Source organism: Burkholderia sp. BCC0097 (assembly GCF_902832985.1).
Lineage (GTDB): Bacteria > Pseudomonadota > Gammaproteobacteria > Burkholderiales > Burkholderiaceae > Burkholderia > Burkholderia orbicola.
Genome location: NZ_CADFDM010000001.1, coordinates 504,584 through 521,830 on the forward strand (window position 1 = coordinate 504,584; position 17,247 = coordinate 521,830).

Consider the following 17,247-nt stretch of genomic DNA (forward strand, 5'->3'; position numbering starts at 1 on the left):
CTATAGTACCGATTCCCGCCCAGCGTGCGTCGCCGGCCGCGCGCGGCGAATCCTACTCACCTGGAGGTGCGCGGCCTGTCACCGGGCCGCCGCGCAATACGCATGACGCTATCCGACTCCCGCAGGAATGCGGTCGCGCTCGCGGCCGTCTGTCTCACGTCGCTGATGTTCGGCCTCGAGATCTCGAGCGTGCCGGTGATCCTGCCGACGCTCGAACACGTGCTGCATGGCGATTTCAACGGCATGCAGTGGATCATGAACGCGTACACGATCGCGTGTACGACGGTGCTGATGGCGGCCGGCACGCTCGCGGACCGGTTCGGCCGCAAGCGCGTGTACGTGATCGGCACAGTGCTGTTCGGCGCGACGTCGCTGCTGTGCGGGCTCGCGCCGAACGTGCCGGTGCTCGTCGCGGGCCGGCTGCTGCAGGGCGCGAGCGGCGGCGCGATGCTGATCTGCCAGATCGCCGTGCTGTCGCACCAGTTCCGCGAAGGGCGCGAGCGCGGCCGCGCGTTCGGGATCTGGGGGATCGTGTTCGGCATCGGGCTTGGTTTCGGGCCGATCGTCGGCGGTGCGATCGTCGCGCTGGCGAGCTGGCCGTGGGTGTTCCTCGTCCATGCGCCGCTCGCGGCCGTCGCGCTCGTGCTGATCGGCGGCGCGGTGCAGGAGTCGCGCGATCCGCATGCGGGCGCCCTCGATGTGGCAGGCATCGTCACGCTGTCGCTCGCGGTGCTCGGCCTCGCGTTCTACATCACCCAAAGCGCCGAACTCGGGCTGACGAGCGCGGCCGGCCTCGGCGTGCTCGGCGCGACCGTGCTCGCGGTGATCGGCTTCGGCATCGCGGAGCGCGCCAGCGCACGGCCGATGTTCGACTTCTCGGTGTTCCGGATTCGCGCGTTCACCGGCGCGATCTTCGGCTCGATGGGGATGAACTTCAGCTTCTGGCCGTTCATGATCTACCTGCCGATCTGGTTCCAGGTCGCGCTCGGCTACGACAGCGTGACGGCCGGCCTCGCATTGCTCGCGTACACGCTGCCGACGCTGATCGCGCCGCCGTTCGGCGAACGGCTTGCATTGCGCTACGGGCCGGGCGTCGTGATTCCGGCCGGCCTGTTCACGATCGCGGCCGGTTTCGTGCTGATGCGGTTGGGCAGCGCGGCCGATCATGCGAGCTGGCTGACGATGCTGCCGGGCTGCGTGATCGCCGGCATCGGGCTCGGCTTGACCAATACGCCCGTCACCAACACGACGACGGGTGCGGTGCCGAGCGCGCGGGCCGGAATGGCGTCGGGTATCGACATGAGCGCGCGGATGATCTCGCTCGCGCTGAACATCGCGACGATGGGCTTCGTGCTGGTGGCGGGGATCGTCGCGAGCCTGAAGGGCGGGCCGGCCGGCGCGATCGGCGACGCGGCGCTGCGCCGGCTCGCGCAAGAGATCGCGGCGGGCCGCACCGACGGGCTGCAGGCGATCGCGCCGGCGCTGGCGCAGGCCGACCCGAGCGGCGCGGCGTTGCACGCGGCGCTCGTGCATGGCTTCGGCTGGGTGATGGTGTACGGCGCGGCGGGCGTGGCCGTGCTCGCGACCGCGAGCGCGGTGGCGTTCGCGCCGGCGCGGCGTGGAGCCGCCGTGTGCGAATGACGCGGCCGGCGTGCGGCGCGTGACGTGTGACGGCCGGTCAGGAAGTCCCGCCGCCGAGTGCGCGGTACAGCTTCATCTGGTTGTTGAGCCGGTTCAGGCGTGTCAGTTCGTCGGCGCTTTGCGCGCTCCTCAGCACCTGCTGCTGGTCGAGCCACGGCTGCACGGCGGTCGCGCCGGCCGCGAAGCGCGCGGCGGCCAGCCGTTCGGCGCGCTGGGCCTGCGCGAGCGACAGCGCGCGCTGTTCGGCTTCGCGTTGGAGCTGCACGCGCGCCGACAGTGCGTTCTCGACTTCCGCGAGCGCCGTGTAGAGCCGCTGGCGGAACCCGACCACCGCTTCCTCGTACTGCGACTTCGACACCCTGATCTGCAACTGCATCGTGTTCCACTGGATGAACGGCAGCGCGAGGCCGAGCCCGAGCGTGCCGACCGGGTTCGTCAGCACGCGCTCGAGGCTCGTGCTCGTCGTGCCGGCGCTGCCGGTCAGCGTGAAGGTCGGATAGAAGCTGGTGCGCGTCGCGTCGACCTGCGCAAGCGATTCGCGCAGCCGGAATTCCGCCGCACGCAGGTCGGGGCGCCGGCCGAGCAGGCTGGCGGGCAAACCGGCCGCGACATCGGGCGGTGCGGCATCGGGCAGCGCCGCCGGCTCGGCCGCGCGCTGCTGCGGCGGCCGGTCGAACAGGATCGCGAGCGCGTGGCGGTTCTCGGTGCGCTGCTGGATCAGCTGCGTCTGCGCCGCACGTTGCGCGGCGAGGCTCTGTTCGGCCTGCGCGAGGTCGAGCCCCGACACGGCGCCGGCCGTGTGCCGCGACCGCACGAGCGCGAGCGTGCGCGCCGCATACGCGATGTTCGCGTCGCCGAGCGCGATCTGCCGGTTCAGATAGCCGATCTGCCAGTACAGCGCCGCGGTCGTGCCGATCAGCGACAGCCGCGCGGCTTCGAGATCGGCGGCGGTCGCGTCGGCCTCCCAGTGCGCGGCGTCGCGCAGCGCGGCCAGCCGGCCCCACAGGTCGATTTCATAGCTGAGCGAACCATTGACGCCGCTTGACCGGCTCATCTGATGCGTGTCGAGCGCACGCGATACGGCGCCGTTCGCGCCGAGCGTCACGTTCGGCGTCAGGTTCGTGTCGACGAGCCCGGCCTGCAACTGCGCGCGATATACGCGGATCGCCGCGATCGCGAGATCGGCGTTGGCGCGTAGCGCGTCGTCGATCAATGCGTCGAGTTGCGGATCGCCGAAACTGCGCCACCAGTCGCGCGGGGCGGCTGGCGCGTCGGCCGCGACCGGCGCGGCCCAGTTCGCGGGCATCGCGACGGCGGGCAGCGGATCATGGCGCGCACCCGCGCAGCCGGCGAGCAGTGCGGCCGCGCACGCGAATGCGCCAAGGCGGTGAAGCGGGGAGGAATGCGTGATGGCCATGTTTCGTCAGTCGCGCGCGAGCGCATCGATCGGGTCGAGCCGCGACGCGTTGCGCGCGGGCATGAAGCCGAAAATCACCCCGGTGAGCGTCGAGCACACGAACGCCGTCACGATCGCGCCGGCCGAGAACACCATCTTCCACTGCGCGACGAACACCGAGAACAGCGCGCCGAGGCCGAACGACAGCGCGATGCCGATCGTGCCGCCGAGCAGGCACACGAGCACGGCCTCGACGAGGAACTGTTGCAGGATGTCGGACTGGCGCGCACCGACCGCCATCCGGATGCCGATCTCGCGCGTGCGCTCGGTGACCGACACCAGCATGATGTTCATCACGCCGATCCCGCCGACCACGAGCGAGATCACCGCGATCAGCGACAGCAGCAGTGTCAGCGACTGGCCGGTCTTCTCGACGGTCTTGACCACGCTGTCCATGTTGTACGTGAAGAAGTCCTTGCGGCCGTGGCGCTGGATCATCAGTTTCTCGAGGCTTTTCTCGGCGGCGGCGCTCGGCTGCCCGTCGCGCACGCGCACGGTGATGCTGTCGAGATAGCGCTGGCCGAACAGGCGCCCACTCGCGGTCGTGTACGGCACCCACACGTTCAGGCTCTTCACGCTGCCGAATGCGCTTTTCTTGTCGGCGGTCACGCCGATCACGACGCACGGCACGTTGTCGACCAGGATCGCTTCGCCGACCGGATTGCGCGTCGCGCCGAACAGCTTGCGGCGCGTGTTCTGGTCGATCACGGCCACTTGCGCCTGGCGGCGCACCGCGTCGTCGTCGAACCCGACGCCGAGCGCGAAGCGCATTCCGCGCGTCTGGAAGTAGCGGTCGCCGACGCCGCTCACGAGCGCGTTCACATTGATGTTGCGGTAGCGCAGCAGCAGCGTGCGCGACGTTTCGGGCGTCGCGCTGTCGACGTACGGCTGCTCCGCGAGCGCGGCGACGTCGGCGGGCACGAGCGTCTGGATCGTGTCCGCGCGGCTGTCGCCCCAGTCGGAGCCCGGATAGAGGCTGATCGTATTGGTGCCGATGCTGCCGATTTCCTCGAGCATGTAGCGCTTCGCGCCTTCACCGACCGCAACGATCGATACCACCGACGTGATACCGATGATGATGCCGAGCATCGTCAGCAGCGTGCGCAGCCGGTGCGACACGAGCGCGATCCATGCCATCCGGCACGCCTCGGCGAAACGGCCGGTGCCGGCGGCGAAGCGTCGGGCGTGCGGGGCAGGATGGGTGTCGATGTCGTTATCGGTGGGTGGCGGTGCATCGCCGGAAGCCGGTGCGGACGGCGCGGATGGTGTGTCGGCCGCCGTTTCCGTCGTTGCGGCCGCGCCGACGCCGACGCCGACTTCCGCGAGCGCCTCCGCGTAGTGGCGGTTCGGCCGGTCCACGACGATCTCGCCGTCGCTGATTTCGATGATGCGCCGCGCATGGCGCGCCACGGCCTTGTCGTGCGTGACGATCACGATCGTATGGCCGAGCGCGTTCAGCTCATGCAGGATGCGAATCACGTCCTGGCCGCTTTTCGTGTCGAGCGCGCCGGTGGGTTCGTCCGCGAGGATCACCTGGCCGCCGTTCATCAGCGCGCGCGCGATGCTCACGCGTTGCTGCTGGCCGCCGGACAGTTGGCCGGGCCGGTGATGCGCGCGATCCGCGAGCCCGAGGCGCGCGAGCAGTTCGCGGGCGCGAGCGTGCCGTTCGGCGCGCGGGGTACCCGCGTAGATCGCCGGCATTTCGAGGTTCGCGACCGCGTCGACGTGCGGCAGCAGATGATAGCGCTGGAACACGAAGCCGAAGTGCTCGCGGCGCAGTTGCGCGAGTTCGTCGCTGTCGAGCATCTGCGTGTCGCGTCCGCTGACCGTGTACGTGCCTTCGCACGGATGATCGAGGCAGCCGAGGATGTTCATCAGCGTCGACTTGCCGGACCCCGACGCGCCGACGATCGCGACGATCTCGCCCGCACCGATCGACAGGTTGACGTTGCTCAGCACGACGACGTCCTTGTCGCCGGCCGGAAAGCGACGCGTGACGGCGGCGAGTTTCAGCAGGGGCTGGCTCATGGTCACACCGCGTCCGACAGCGGGACGTGTTCGTCCGCCGACGCTTCGCCGATCACGACACGCTCGCCGTCCTTCAGGCCGGCCAGTACTTCGACGCGCACGTTGTTGTTGATGCCGATGCGGACGTGGCGCGTTTCCGTATTGCCGTCGGCGCGCAGCACGCGTACCGCGACGGTGCCGTCCTTGCGCTTCTCGCCGAGCGCGGCGGCCGGAATGCTGAGCGCGTTGCGCGCGTTGCCGAGCACGATGCTGACCTGTGCGGTCATCGCGATGCGCAGCCGGTGCTCGGGATTCGGCACGTCGAACAGCGCGTTGTAGAACACCGCGGCGTTCGGCTTCGCGCCGCCGCCGGCACCTACGCCGAGCGGACTTTGCGCGTCGGCGTAGTTCTGCGGCGCCGGTTCGATCGCGCGCAGTTTGCCGTAGTGACGCTTGTCCGGTTCGCCGAGGATCGTGAAATAGGCGGTCTGACCGGCGCTTACGCGAATCACGTCGGCTTCCGACACTTGGGCCTTCACCGTCATCGTGTCGAGATTCGCGAGCTTCAGGATCACCGGCGCCTGCTGCTGCGCGATCACGGTCTGGCCTTCCTGCGTGACGATCGCGACGACCTCGCCGTCGATCGGCGCGACGATGCGCGTGTAGCCGAGGTTGGCTTGCGCGGTCTCGATCTGGATGCGGGCCGAACGAATCTGCGCGGCGAGCGACGCGAGAGTCGCGCGCTGCACGTCGAGCGTCGCCTTCGCGGCTTCGAACGATTCGCGCGACGTCGCGTCGTCGGGCAGCATCGCCTGCTGGCGGCGGAATGCGAGTTCGGCCTGCGTCAGTTGCGCGGCCGCGGATTGCTGCTGCGCGCGCAGGCTTTCTTCGCTGGCGCGCGCCTGGCGCAGCGCGTTTTCCGAGATCACCGGGTCGATCTCGGCGAGCCACTGGCCCTTCGTGACCTTGTCGCCGAGCTTGACCTTCAGCGTCTTCAACTGCCCCGACACCTGCGCGCCGACGTCGACCTGCTTGAACGCCTGCAGCGCGCCGGTCGCGAGCACCGCATTCTCGAGATCGCCGCGCGTGACCGGCGCGGACAGGTATTGCGGATGCTTGGTCGGCGCGCAGGCCTTCAGCGTGACGCCGGCGGCGATCGCGACGACGGCGAGGGTGACCAGCACGATGCGCCGGCGGCGATGGGTCTTCTGGGTCATGAGAGTGCGGTGAGGATGAAGCGGGCGCCGGCGATGCGTGCGGCCGAGCGGAACGATCCGGTCGGTGTCGCATGTCGGGACGTGTCGTCCGCGACGGAAGCCGCGTACGCATCGCGCGGGCGTGCCGAATCGAATCAGGCGCTCATGGTAAGGGAGGAATTCGCGCCGAATCGTGTGGAAATTGTGCTGAATTGTGTGGACACCGTACCGATGCGGGGAATCAGACGGCGTAATTGTTGCGATCTGTGAAAAGGCAGCGCTCCTGCCGCGCGCCGCGCTACCGCCACGCTGCGACGATCGTCGTCATCGGCCGGTCGTGTTCGTCATCGAGCGCCTCCGGCGCGTCGACCTGCTCGGGCGTCGGCTCCCGTTCGTTCCGGTGCGCGAGCGTGAAAGTCGCGCGATTCCGCGGCTTATGGCCGGCGTCCGCTCGCGCCGATCCTGCGCTGCGTATCGGCATCGACGATCTCGCGGATCGCGCGGAACAGCGGCGCGGCGTCGGTGTAGCGCCGGCCGTAGCCGAGGTTGAACGCGTAGTCGAAATCGGGCGGATTGCTGCCCTGGTTGTGCTGCAGGATCGTTTCGAGCTTGTCGAGCGCCTTCGCCGCGCGTGCTTCCGGCGACGCGGCCGTCTCGTATTCGTCCCACAGCGCGACGATCTCGTCGCGCAGCGTGCGGTCGAGCGACGCGGTCAGCGTCAGCAAATCGTCGCGTTCCTGTGCGCTCTTGTCGGGGTGCGCGGCCTGCTCGATCGCGGGGATGTCGCCGTGCAGCGCCTCGCCGAGGTCGTGGACGACGCACAGTTTCAGCAGCTTCAGCGTGTCGACGCCCGGCAGCGCGTCGGCGAACACGAGCGCCATCAGGCACAGCCGCCAGCTGTGCTCGGCCGTGCTTTCCGGGCGTCCGGCCGACGTGTAGCCGCTGCGCAGCACGTCCTTCAGGCGTTCGGTTTCGCGCAGGAATGCGAGCCGCGCGCGGATCGTGTCGGAATTCATGGTTCGTCCTTGCGATGAGCCATCAAGCGTACGCCGGCCGGCCGCGCGTCGTCCACGCATGAAATATGCGCGGCGCGTCAGTCGGCGTCGAGCGTTTCCACGAGCCGCGCGGCCGAGCCGTCGGATAGCGTCATCCGCGTCCACCGGCATCGGCTGCCGCGAATCGGCACGACGCGCGACGCATTCGCGCCGGTGTCGAACTCGACGCTCGGCGGCCCCGCGCGGTCGTGCCAGCCGAGCGGGTCGAGCGCGGCTTCCATGCGCACGATTTCCGGCGTCGCGTAGCGCCACAGCGACGTGCCGAGCAGCGTCGAAAGCGGCTGCGAGAACTCGGCCGCGCGCGCCGGCGAGCTGGCGAGCAAGCGGTGCGTGAGGTCGCACACGAGATGCAGGCGGCCCGCGCTGCCGGCGATCAGCCGCGCAAGTGCGTGGTCGCCCGCCGAATCGAGGCGCGCGGCGAGCAGCCGTTCGGCCGTCGCGCGCTCGTCGGGCGACATCTGCTGAAGGCCGGCCTCCCAGCGCGAAATCGTCGATTGCGCGACGCCGAACAGTTCGGCCGCGTGGCTTTGCTTCACGCGGTGCAGCGCGCGCCAGCGCTTCAGTTGCGGGCCGAGCGAGGACGAATGAAGCAGTGAGGCGGTCATGGCGATGCTCCTGTTGCGGCCGTGCCGGGCGCGCCGTTACAGCGCCGTTACATGATCCGGATGCCGCCGCTTGCCTGGATCGCGATTGCCGCGAACGGCACGAGCACGATGCCGCCCAGCACGAGTACGCCGTCGGCGGCCACCGTGATCGGCGTCGCGAGAATCCGCAAACCCATGCCGACGACGGACGGCGATTCCTTGATGTACACCGAGTACGGGCGGTTGAAGGGTTGCGCGGCCGCCTTGTCCTTCTCGACGAAGCCTTCCGTCGAGTAGCGCTTGCCTTTGATGTCGCCTTCGAGCACGAGGCCGGCCGGCTCGCTGGCGAAGCCGTCGGCGGAAGCGGCCCGGCGATCGTCGTCCGATGCGTCGTTCGGCAGCACGATCCGGTAATGCCCGGTGACGCCGCCGCCGCTCGCGTGAAAGTCCTCGAATGTCGTGCGTACCGATTTCCGGTAGCCGGACAGCAGGACGGGCCGCAATCGGGCCGGCAGATCGAAGATGTAATGGTAGCGCGTGCCGAGGACGACGAGTTTCTTGCTGTCTTCGGTCATCATGAAGGCGGATACGTGTTCGCTGTACGCGTCGTTCTTGTACAGCTTCGGCGTGAAGCAGCCCGACAACGCGAGGCTGCTCGCGGCGACGCCGGCGGCCAGCATGCGCCGGCGCGTGATGGATCGGCTCATTTCTTGTTTTCCCGTCTGTGCGGTTCGGTTTGGTTGGGTGGCTTTCGCCCTCGGAAGCCGGATTCTCGCGTATCCGCCGCACGTTGTCGAACCGGGAATCTGCCGTGGCAGCGGGCAGTCGTGCGCATCCGCGCGCCGTCGACACCGTTTTCGCGACGCTTTCAACCGGCCCCGCCATATCTTATTATTCGGCCAGAGCGGCACGTGCCGGCCGGCACGACAGGGCGCGCGAGGCCGCGCGTGTCCCGAAAAAGATACGAGGGCGCAATGGTACGACTGGTGTTGCTGCTGCTGGGCATCGAATATCTGCGAACCCGCTGGCGCGGGCTGACCGTGTTCGGCTGGTTGTGGGTCGTCGCGGGCGTCGGCATTTTCGTCGACGCGCTCGACGGCGCGCTGCATTTTCCGATCGAGCTGTTCGCGTGGCTGTTCCTGATCGAGGGGCTCGCGACGCTCGCGGTGGCCGGCAGCGGGGTCGGCGGGCAGCGCATCCTGCGCTACGTGAAGGGCATCGCGGTCGTGGTGGCCGCGGGGCTCGTGTTTGCCGGCCATCATCACGGCCACTTCCTGCTGTCGATGATCTTCGGCACGCTGTTTCTCGTCGATGGGCTGCTGCAGTGCACGTCCGCGTGGATGGTGCGCTATCGCCGCTGGCACGTCGCGTTCGCGTGGGGCGTCGTCGAGATCCTGCTGGCGATCTTCTTCTTTCAGCCGTACCCGACGCACTACGCCGGCACCGTGCCGTACTGCCTCGGCCTGCTGCTGATGTTCGGCGGGATGCACATGCTGAGCCTCGCCGCACGCGTGCGGCGGCTGACGCGCAACCCGGCGTTCGCGACGTCGCCCGCACCGGCGCTCGCACCCGATCTCGACGAGACGCCAGCCCCGCCGCAGTTCGCGCAATCCGAATGGGACGGCCCGCCGGCCGACGGCGAACGCGCGCTCACCGTGCACGTGTGGACGCCGACCGGCACGTCGAAGGCCGAAGCCCAGCGCTATCCGGTGATCGACCGCTACATCGCGGCGGTGGACGTCAACGGCGTGATCTCGACCGGCCATGCGGCGCTGGAGTCGCCGGAGGGCATTTACATCAGCCTGTATCCGGGCGTCGAAATCGATCGTTCTCCGGACGAATTCACCCGCATTTTGCGGGCGACGCGCGAGAACGACGTGCCCGGCCTGTTCCAGCCCGACTATGCGACCGAGTCGAAAGCATGGTGCCCGTCGACCGTGCGCGTGCGCATCCGCAACTACGATCCGGCCAAGCTCGAAGCATTCTGGTCGTCGTACCGGCAGAACACGACGTACAACCTCACGTACCGCAACTGCTCGAGCACCGTATCGAATGCGCTGGAGGCCGCGCTCGACGGCGCGGTGTGGCGCCTGAAGGGCGCGCGCGCCGGGTGGGGCGCGTTCGTGCGGCTGCTGCTCACCCCCGAGTTGTGGGTGGCCGCACAGATCCGCAAGCGCGCGGTGACGATGGCGTGGACGCCCGGCCTCACGCTCGACTATGCACGCGCGCTCAGCATGCTCGCCGATCCGCGTCCGTTCGCGTGGTGGAAGGTCGCGCGCTCGGCGGTGAGCGCGATCATGGCGTCGCGGCGTGCGTGGCGCGAGCAGGACAGCGCGGCGCTGTCGCCCGGCGGATCGGAGGCGGCGTCGATGAAGTAAAGCGCGTGGCGCCGGAAGCGGGCCCGGCATCACGAGGGGCGCCTGCGCGCGGTGCGGCCCGCCGATATTGCCCGCCATAAAAACCCACGGACGACGACAATGAACGAGACGACAGCGTTCCGCATCCTGATTCCCGCCGCGTTGACGATGGCGCTGGCAAGCACCTGCTTCGCGCAGGCGGGCACCGACGAAGTGCCGCGCATGAGCAACGACGTGTACCGGACGTCGGTGTCGTTCTGCTCGAACGTTCCGGCCGCCGAGAAGGTCGCGTGCCAGGGCGACATGATCGCCGCGGGCAGCCGGATCGTCGCGGCGATCGGCGGCCTGCCGCCGGCTTCGGCCACGGCGATCGACGAAGGGGCGCGCAACAAGCTGCCGCCGGAGGAGCGCAACGGGCTCGCGCCGGTCGAGCCGGGTGCGATCGACAAGGACGACACGCTGGCCGGCCTCGCAGGCATGGTGCGCCTGTGCGACGTGTACGAACCGGAACCGGCGTCGCGCGCGCGGCATCACGCCGCACTGCAGCAAAAGGCGCCCGATGTCGCGCCGCGTGTCGAGGCGTTGCTGGCCGATCCGTCGACCGCCGCGCGCCGGCGCGTCAGCATCGGCGTGTGGCAGATTCTCGCGCTCGAGGGGCCCGAAGCGTCGGCGCGCGCGTGTACGCAGCTCGGCACCTGAGCGAAGCGCGCATTCTTTCGTGCACCTTCACATTCGTGCCACGTTGCGGCAGCAACAATCGCGGGCAGACATTCGACAATCTTGCGGCGCATCCCGCGACCGCAAGCCTTTTCCGAGGAAACACGCCATGCTCAAGACGCTCGCCCGCGCCGCTGCCGCACTCGCCGTCGCTTCGGTTTCACTGCACGCCGCCGCGCAGACCAGTTACGACTACCTGTTGCTCGCCGCTTCGTGGGAGCCGGGTTTCTGCGCGTCGCACGACACACCGGAATGCACGAACCTCGCCGGGTCGTACGCGGCGACGAGCTTGTCGCTGCACGGGCTCTGGCCGAACCGCTACGACGGCAACCAGCCGTTCTATTGCGGCGTGCCGCAGAACGACATCGACCTCGACAACGCGCACCAGTGGTGCAGCATGGACGCGTACCCGATCAGCAGCGCGACGCGCAACACGCTGTCGACGTACATGCCGGGCGTTGCGTCGTGCCTCGACAAGCACGAGTGGTTCAAGCACGGCACGTGTTCGAACTCGGCGACGCCCGATGCGTACTGGAACCAGGCGTCGGGCATGATCAGCCGGTTGGGCAACACCTCGTTCAACGCGTTCCTGCAGGCGAACGCGGGCAAGACGGTCACGCGTAACCAGTTGCTGTCGGCGTTCGAAGGCGCGTTCGGCAGCAACACGCGCAGCGCGGTGTCGTTGAAATGCACGAAGACGAACGGCGTGAGCTATTTCACCGAAGCATGGATCGCGGTGAAGACGAATGCGACCACGCAGTTTCCGAGCGCGGCGTCGCTCGTGACGGACGGCAATACGCAGGGGACGTGTCCGACGTCGGGAGTGTTCATCGCGAAGTGAGGCGGATGCTGCGGCTCGCCCGTCGTTACGCCAGCAGCCGCAGCGCATCCGCGAGCGACAGTACCGTCGTGCGCGACTCGAACGCGGTGGCGAACAGATGCTCGTGGACGATCGGGTCCGGGTCGTAGCAGCAATCCTTGACCGTGTAGAGGCGGAAATCGGCATCGCTCGCGTGGGCGATCGACGACAGCATCACGCCGGTCGACGCGATGCCGACCATGATCAGCGTATCGACGCCTTGGGCAATGAGCCGCGCCTGCAGATCGGTGCCGAAGAATACGCTCGCACGGTGGGCGATGATCAGCGGCTCGTCGGGTCGTTTGGCCAGTTCGGGACACGGGGCATCGTCGATGAAGAGGCCGAGCTGCTTGATGCCCTGGCCGTTCTTGTTTAGCGGGCTGACTTCCGGATAGCCGGGGCTGAAGCGCAGATTCGCGAACCAGACGCCGACGCCGGCGGCGCGTGCCGCGTCGCAGAGATGGCGGGTATTGGCGAGCAGTTCGGGCGCGACTGACGGGAACAGGCCGAGGATGTCGGTCTGGTAATGCATGACGAGCAGCGCGGTTTTGGATGGCGCGATCGGGGGAATCTGGTAGAGCGTGCTTTGAGCAGGCGTGTTGTCACCATGGGCGGGCGTGTGGGGTGCCATTTCGATATCCGGTGCGGTTTCCTCGTTCATGAATGACGCTCTCCAATAGCTCGGGCAATTTTTTCGGTGCAGCCTTATCCGACACTGGTACGCGCGAACCGATGCAATATAAACCGGGATGCGTTTTCGCGCCGACTCCGCTGAGCAGGTTTGGCCGGCGCACGTGAACGCGTTGTCCGATGGTTCGTTGTGCCAGTGGCTTGCGACGCCCATGCCGATCGTTCCGGATCGGCCGAACGATTGGCAGGAAACAATTGAATCAGGCGGAATAACGCTTCTGAAGCGGAAATCGGGGCGGTTGGGCTGAAGAAGTCCGTGCTGTAGGCGAGTCGCGTTTGAATTTTTTGCGCGCGTACTTCAAAAAATTGACCGCCGAGGTCGCAAACTTGTTACCGCAGTCGTCCAGTCCGTCTTCGCAGAGTGCCATGCCATTACCGCTCGTCTTTTTGCCCGCAATGCCCTGCGACGGACGCATGTATGCCGATCAACTCGAACGGTTGAACGATCTGGTCGTACCGTTCGTCCGGATACTGGCCTATCCTACGTTCGCTGAAAGCGCCGAGAGGCTGCTTGCTTCCATCGACGGCCCATTCATCATTGCAGGCACGGCTTACGGTGGTTGTATCGCGATGGAAGTAGTCGCGTGCGCGCCGCAGCGCGTGCGTGGACTGTGGTTGATGAACTGTCAGCCCGGACTACCCCCGTATCCGGATCGTGTTCGCGACACCAGCCGAAGGATTCGGGAGGGGGAGCATGAACAAGTTATCGCCGAATTTGCCGAAAACGCCATTCCCCCTGTAGATATCAGGTCGAGAGCAGCGTTTGTTCAAATGGCTCGCGATACAGGTGCCGACATGTTCGCGCGACAATCCGATGCGACGTTGACTCGCTCGGATCATTAGTCGATGCTGGCCACGAGTGCGATTCCGACACTTCTCATATGGGGCGAGGCAGACCGCTTCGTTCCGGTCGATGTCGGCCGTCGGATCGCCAGGATGATGCCGCATGCTCGTTTCGAGACGCTGGAAGGATGCGGGCACTTTCCGACGCTGGAGCGGCCATCGATATGTACCGACATGGCTCGGCGCTGGCTGATAGAGCAGGTTATCGGTAGCCCCGTCGATGGCATTGCAGCCAGATGAGAGCACCCCAAGGCTGTCGGGCGAGAAGCGGCCGTTCCCGGTCGCTCGATAAGGTTGTATCGTCGTCGACAACCGATCCTGTCACGTTGGCGGCGCCGCTTGATTTGCCTATTCTCCGTCCTCTACCATGACCACTATTTACGACACCATCGTTTGGTTACAGTCGGATACCAGCGCGGAGCAATTTCCGATCGTGGAATTTTCTGCCGACACCGACATGGCGACCATGGGATGGGTGTCCTTGACGAGCACGGATCAACCGGAAATCGTCGTTACGCAGGTAACGGCAGAAGAGTTCCGCGCGATAGCGGATGGCACGGACGGTTATCTTGCTGTTGAACACCGGGTAAACGCTGCGCTTGAGCGGTTCGATCTCAAGTGCTCGTGGCTGGTGCGTGTTGACGACGGCTCGAACGTCGCAGGCGGGTCGTTCCAGATGTTCCGGGAAGCGTATCGGCCACCAAAATTGTTTTTTCGAGACATTTTTCACAGTGACTCGTTGGCGCAGGAGGCCAGTCGGACGACTCGCGCCGAGTTCGAGCGTAACGGTGGAAAAGTCATTGTTCTCCAGTGATCCGTTCAACGACGCGGCGCCCCTCTTAGAGAAAGGAGAACCCCGATGAGCCGGCCAGATTTCATCAGGCACTGGACTGAACTCGAAGAACCGGATGCGCATTCCTATCGCGGCGATACCGAGCCGATGGCGCTCGACGCGCCGCTTTCAGCCGCACTCGGCATTACGCGTATTGGAATCCATCATGTCAGGCTTTTGCCCGGACGGCGGACGTCATATCCCCACGCCGAAAGTACCGAGCAGGAGTTCGTGTACGTGCTCGAAGGCAAGCCCGACGTATGGATCGACGGCGTGCTTCATCCCATTTCCGAGGGCGATTCCGTCGCGTTTCCGGCAGGCACCGGAATTTGTCACACCTTCATCAACAATACGAAGGACGAAGTCAGGTTGATGGTGATCGGCGAACGTCCTCGCGACGACAACCGCATTCGTTACCCGCTCAACGAAGCGTACGAACTGACCCGCGCGGACCGATGGGTGGACTGGCCCGACAGACCGCTCGGGGGCCATAACGGGATGCCGGACTGACGCTCACCGGAAGACCGCATCGGCCGACCCCTGCCAGTGACGGTATGTATCCGGACGAGTGACCGCCGTACTTTTAGGATTCAACCCGCCGATGCAGCGAATGGATGAAATCGCTTAGTCGATGTATCGAAGTTCAGTGTGCTATTTCTTTGAAATCAATCCGGTCATATATTGATTCAAATCACGAAAATCTTTGACCGTCCACGGATGCGGCGGCAGTTTTACGCCATTTTCTCGCAAGGTTTTGGGAATCAGGTCGCCGTTCGGGCGAAGTATGACTGATGAAACGATAACGCCCGGGTAATCACTCAGCCGTTTTTTGAAAGCGGGCGTCGTAAGATCGGGCGTGGGCGGGTTGCTTTTATTGGCCAACGGTCCCGTTCCTCTGGCGTCTGCTCCGTGACACATGGCGCATCTCGCCAGGAAGATCTTTTTTCCGTTATCACTATCCGCAAGGGCTTCGGATGCTTGAGAAAACAATGAAATTCCTAGCGAGGCGATGAGCAATATTTTCATTTTCGTTGATTTTTTGTATAAGCCTTCGGGTGTCTCTCAGGGCCGATTGTTGTCGGGTGACGCGCGTCCAACTTCGCCTCCTCAAAAAATCGACCGCCCCGTATAAGTCGTCAACCACTCGAGCGCCAGCGTCCCCGCCAGCGAGTTCCCGTTCGCATCCAGCCCCGGCGCCCACACGCACACGGCCATCTCCCCGGGCAGCACCGCGACGATCCCGCCGCCGACGCCGCTCTTCGCCGGCAACCCGACGCGATACACGAAATCGCCCGCCGCATCGTACGTCCCGCAGGTCAGCATCAGCGCCGACAGCCGCTTCGCCGAACTCGAATCGACGACCCGTTCGCCGGTCGCCGGCGCGACACCGCCATTCGCGAGAAACAGCGCGGCGGTGGCAAGCTCGACGCAGTTCATCTCGATCGCACATTGGCGGCAATACGCGTCGATCACCGTATCGGGCGGCATCTGCATGTTGCCGAAGCTCGCCATGAAATGCGCCATCGCGCGGTTACGCTCCGCGTGCTGCAACTCCGACAACGCGACGCGCGAGTCGTAGTCGATGTCGTTCGAGCCGATCAGCCGCCGCACGAACTCGACGAGCGCCGTCTCGGCCTTGACGAAGCGGCGGCACAGCACGTCGGTGACCACCAGCGCGCCCGCATTGATGAACGGATTGCGCGGCTTGCCGCGCTCGCTTTCGAGCTGGACCAGCGAGTTGAACGCGGTGCCGGACGGCTCGCGGCCGACCCGTTCCCACAGTTCGTCGCCGAGCAACTGGAACGCGAGCGTGCACGCGAACAGCTTCGAGATGCTCTGGATCGAGAAGCGCTCGTACGCATCGCCGACCGTGTAAACGTTTCCGTCGAGCGTCACGACGGCCATCCCGAACTTGTCGGCGGGCACTTTCGCGAGTTCGGGAATGTAATCGGCAACCCGGCCCTGGCCGATCCAGGGGGCGAGTTCGGTATGGATGCGTTCAAGAATCGATTGGTAATTCATCGCGTCAGGCAGGGTAGAGGCATGGCCGGATTCCGGCGAGCCCGTATGGAACCGTCCTGGCGCCGATTCGTCAAGCTCGGCCGGAATCGCGCCCTTATTTTCAAGACCGGCAAACAGGCAGGCGGCGGGCGCAGTATCATGCGGTACGTTTCGGCCGAGGGCCGGCGTCCGGCACCGGCCGGCGCCGCCGCGGCTTCCCCGATGATCCGACCGCTACCCATGTCTTTTCGCATCCTGCTCGTCGAAGACGACACCCGCCTGTCCACGCTGATCGCCGGCTACCTGCGCAAGAACGACTATGAAGTCGACACCGTGCTGCATGGTGACGCCGCGGTGCCGGCGATCCTGTCCATTCGTCCCGATCTCGTCATCCTCGACGTGAACCTGCCGGGCAAGGACGGCTTCGAGATCTGCCGCGAGGCGCGCAAGCAGTACGACGGCGTGATCATCATGGTGACGGCGCGCGACGAACCGTTCGACGAGCTGCTCGGCCTCGAATTCGGCGCGGACGACTACGTGCACAAGCCGGTCGAGCCGCGCATCCTGCTGGCGCGGATCAAGGCGCAACTGCGCCGCGCGCCCGCGCGCGCGGCCGAGAGCACCGCGCCGCAGCCGGAGCGCTACGCGTTCGGCAAGTTCTCGATCGACCGCACCGACCGCACCGTCGTGCTGCCCGACGGCAGCACGCCCGATCTGACGTCGGCCGAGTTCGACCTGCTGTGGGCGCTGGTGTGTCATGCGGGCGAAGTCGTCAGCCGCGACGATCTGATGCTGCAGTTGCGCGGCGTCGAATTCGACGGCCTCGACCGCACGATCGACGGGCGCATCTCGAAGCTGCGCCGCAAGCTGCGCGACGACGCGAGCAACCCGCAGCGGATCAAGACGATCCGCAGCAAGGGTTATCAATTCAGCAAGCACGCGTGGGAATGACGCTGCCGTTGCGCGACGCCGTCAGGTTCCGCGCGGGCATTCCGCCCGCCGGCCGGGA

18 protein-coding genes are annotated in these 17,247 nt (G+C 66.3%); 9 read left to right on the plus strand and 9 right to left on the minus strand.

From position 1 onward, the window contains the following. Nucleotides 1-102: 102 nt before the first annotated feature. Nucleotides 103-1,641: an MFS transporter gene (locus HWX07_RS02195; protein ID WP_175875008.1), complete on the plus strand. Its 1,539-nt coding sequence runs from the start codon at nucleotides 103-105 to the stop codon at nucleotides 1,639-1,641. A 37-nt stretch (nucleotides 1,642-1,678) separates the two neighbouring features. Here the strand turns inward: HWX07_RS02195 and HWX07_RS02200 are convergent, their stop codons facing one another. The 6 genes from HWX07_RS02200 to HWX07_RS02225 form a co-directional block, all read right to left on the minus strand. Continuing rightward, nucleotides 1,679-3,058, minus strand: a complete 1,380-nt coding sequence (locus HWX07_RS02200; RefSeq protein WP_175875009.1) for an efflux transporter outer membrane subunit — start codon at nucleotides 3,056-3,058, stop codon at nucleotides 1,679-1,681. Nucleotides 3,059-3,064: 6 nt separating this feature from the next. After that, entirely contained in the window at nucleotides 3,065-5,125 is a 2,061-nt protein-coding gene (locus HWX07_RS02205) for a MacB family efflux pump subunit (RefSeq protein WP_175875010.1), read from the minus strand. A 2-nt stretch (nucleotides 5,126-5,127) separates the two neighbouring features. Further along, nucleotides 5,128-6,321 carry an efflux RND transporter periplasmic adaptor subunit gene (locus tag HWX07_RS02210; RefSeq protein ID WP_175875011.1) on the minus strand — a complete coding sequence of 398 codons (1,194 nt, stop codon included), beginning with the start codon at nucleotides 6,319-6,321 and terminating at the stop codon, nucleotides 5,128-5,130. Nucleotides 6,322-6,734: 413 nt separating this feature from the next. Then, a complete protein-coding gene (locus tag HWX07_RS02215; protein ID WP_175875012.1) occupies nucleotides 6,735-7,316 on the minus strand; it encodes an HD domain-containing protein in 582 nt (193 codons plus the stop codon). Between the two features lie 77 nt (nucleotides 7,317-7,393). Then, nucleotides 7,394-7,960 (minus strand): helix-turn-helix transcriptional regulator, encoded by a 567-nt coding sequence (locus HWX07_RS02220; RefSeq protein ID WP_175875013.1) that lies wholly within the window; start codon nucleotides 7,958-7,960, stop codon nucleotides 7,394-7,396. A 47-nt stretch (nucleotides 7,961-8,007) separates the two neighbouring features. Continuing rightward, entirely contained in the window at nucleotides 8,008-8,646 is a 639-nt protein-coding gene (locus HWX07_RS02225; protein ID WP_175875014.1) for a hypothetical protein, read from the minus strand. Nucleotides 8,647-8,913: 267 nt separating this feature from the next. On the opposite strand from HWX07_RS02225, the gene HWX07_RS02230 reads away from it, so the two are divergent. The 3 genes from HWX07_RS02230 (at nucleotide 8,914) to HWX07_RS02240 (ending at nucleotide 11,854) form a co-directional block, all read left to right on the plus strand. Then, nucleotides 8,914-10,317: a DUF308 domain-containing protein gene (locus HWX07_RS02230; RefSeq protein WP_175875015.1), complete on the plus strand. Its 1,404-nt coding sequence runs from the start codon at nucleotides 8,914-8,916 to the stop codon at nucleotides 10,315-10,317. 99 nt (nucleotides 10,318-10,416) lie between these two features. Next, complete coding sequence (locus HWX07_RS02235; RefSeq protein ID WP_175875016.1) at nucleotides 10,417-10,995, plus strand: hypothetical protein; 579 nt, start codon at nucleotides 10,417-10,419, stop codon at nucleotides 10,993-10,995. 127 nt (nucleotides 10,996-11,122) lie between these two features. Next, nucleotides 11,123-11,854 carry a ribonuclease T2 gene (locus HWX07_RS02240; RefSeq protein ID WP_027811744.1) on the plus strand — a complete coding sequence of 244 codons (732 nt, stop codon included), beginning with the start codon at nucleotides 11,123-11,125 and terminating at the stop codon, nucleotides 11,852-11,854. A 25-nt stretch (nucleotides 11,855-11,879) separates the two neighbouring features. On the opposite strand, the gene HWX07_RS02245 is transcribed toward HWX07_RS02240, so the two are convergent. Then, nucleotides 11,880-12,503 carry an isochorismatase family cysteine hydrolase gene (locus HWX07_RS02245; protein ID WP_244129927.1) on the minus strand — a complete coding sequence of 208 codons (624 nt, stop codon included), beginning with the start codon at nucleotides 12,501-12,503 and terminating at the stop codon, nucleotides 11,880-11,882. A gap of 425 nt (nucleotides 12,504-12,928) precedes the next feature. On the opposite strand from HWX07_RS02245, the gene HWX07_RS02250 reads away from it, so the two are divergent. The 4 genes from HWX07_RS02250 to HWX07_RS02260 all read left to right on the plus strand — a co-directional run bounded on the left by HWX07_RS02250 (nucleotide 12,929) and on the right by HWX07_RS02260 (nucleotide 14,747). Further along, nucleotides 12,929-13,405 (plus strand): hypothetical protein, encoded by a 477-nt coding sequence (locus HWX07_RS02250; RefSeq protein ID WP_244129910.1) that lies wholly within the window; start codon nucleotides 12,929-12,931, stop codon nucleotides 13,403-13,405. A gap of 3 nt (nucleotides 13,406-13,408) precedes the next feature. After that, nucleotides 13,409-13,645: an alpha/beta hydrolase gene (locus HWX07_RS36885; RefSeq protein WP_226210234.1), complete on the plus strand. Its 237-nt coding sequence runs from the start codon at nucleotides 13,409-13,411 to the stop codon at nucleotides 13,643-13,645. A gap of 127 nt (nucleotides 13,646-13,772) precedes the next feature. After that, nucleotides 13,773-14,219, plus strand: a complete 447-nt coding sequence (locus HWX07_RS02255) for a hypothetical protein (protein ID WP_175875018.1) — start codon at nucleotides 13,773-13,775, stop codon at nucleotides 14,217-14,219. A gap of 45 nt (nucleotides 14,220-14,264) precedes the next feature. Continuing rightward, nucleotides 14,265-14,747, plus strand: a complete 483-nt coding sequence (locus HWX07_RS02260) for a cupin domain-containing protein (protein ID WP_175875019.1) — start codon at nucleotides 14,265-14,267, stop codon at nucleotides 14,745-14,747. 141 nt (nucleotides 14,748-14,888) lie between these two features. On the opposite strand, the gene HWX07_RS02265 is transcribed toward HWX07_RS02260, so the two are convergent. After that, entirely contained in the window at nucleotides 14,889-15,263 is a 375-nt protein-coding gene (locus HWX07_RS02265; protein ID WP_175875020.1) for a cytochrome c, read from the minus strand. 81 nt (nucleotides 15,264-15,344) lie between these two features. Next, the gene (locus HWX07_RS02270) at nucleotides 15,345-16,259 is read right to left on the minus strand and encodes a glutaminase (RefSeq protein WP_027805820.1); all 915 of its coding nucleotides are present in this window, start codon (nucleotides 16,257-16,259) and stop codon (nucleotides 15,345-15,347) included. A gap of 219 nt (nucleotides 16,260-16,478) precedes the next feature. Between HWX07_RS02270 and HWX07_RS02275 the strand changes: the two genes are divergently transcribed. Further along, the gene (locus HWX07_RS02275) at nucleotides 16,479-17,189 is read left to right on the plus strand and encodes a response regulator (RefSeq protein ID WP_006498855.1); all 711 of its coding nucleotides are present in this window, start codon (nucleotides 16,479-16,481) and stop codon (nucleotides 17,187-17,189) included. Nucleotides 17,190-17,247 lie beyond the last annotated feature (58 nt).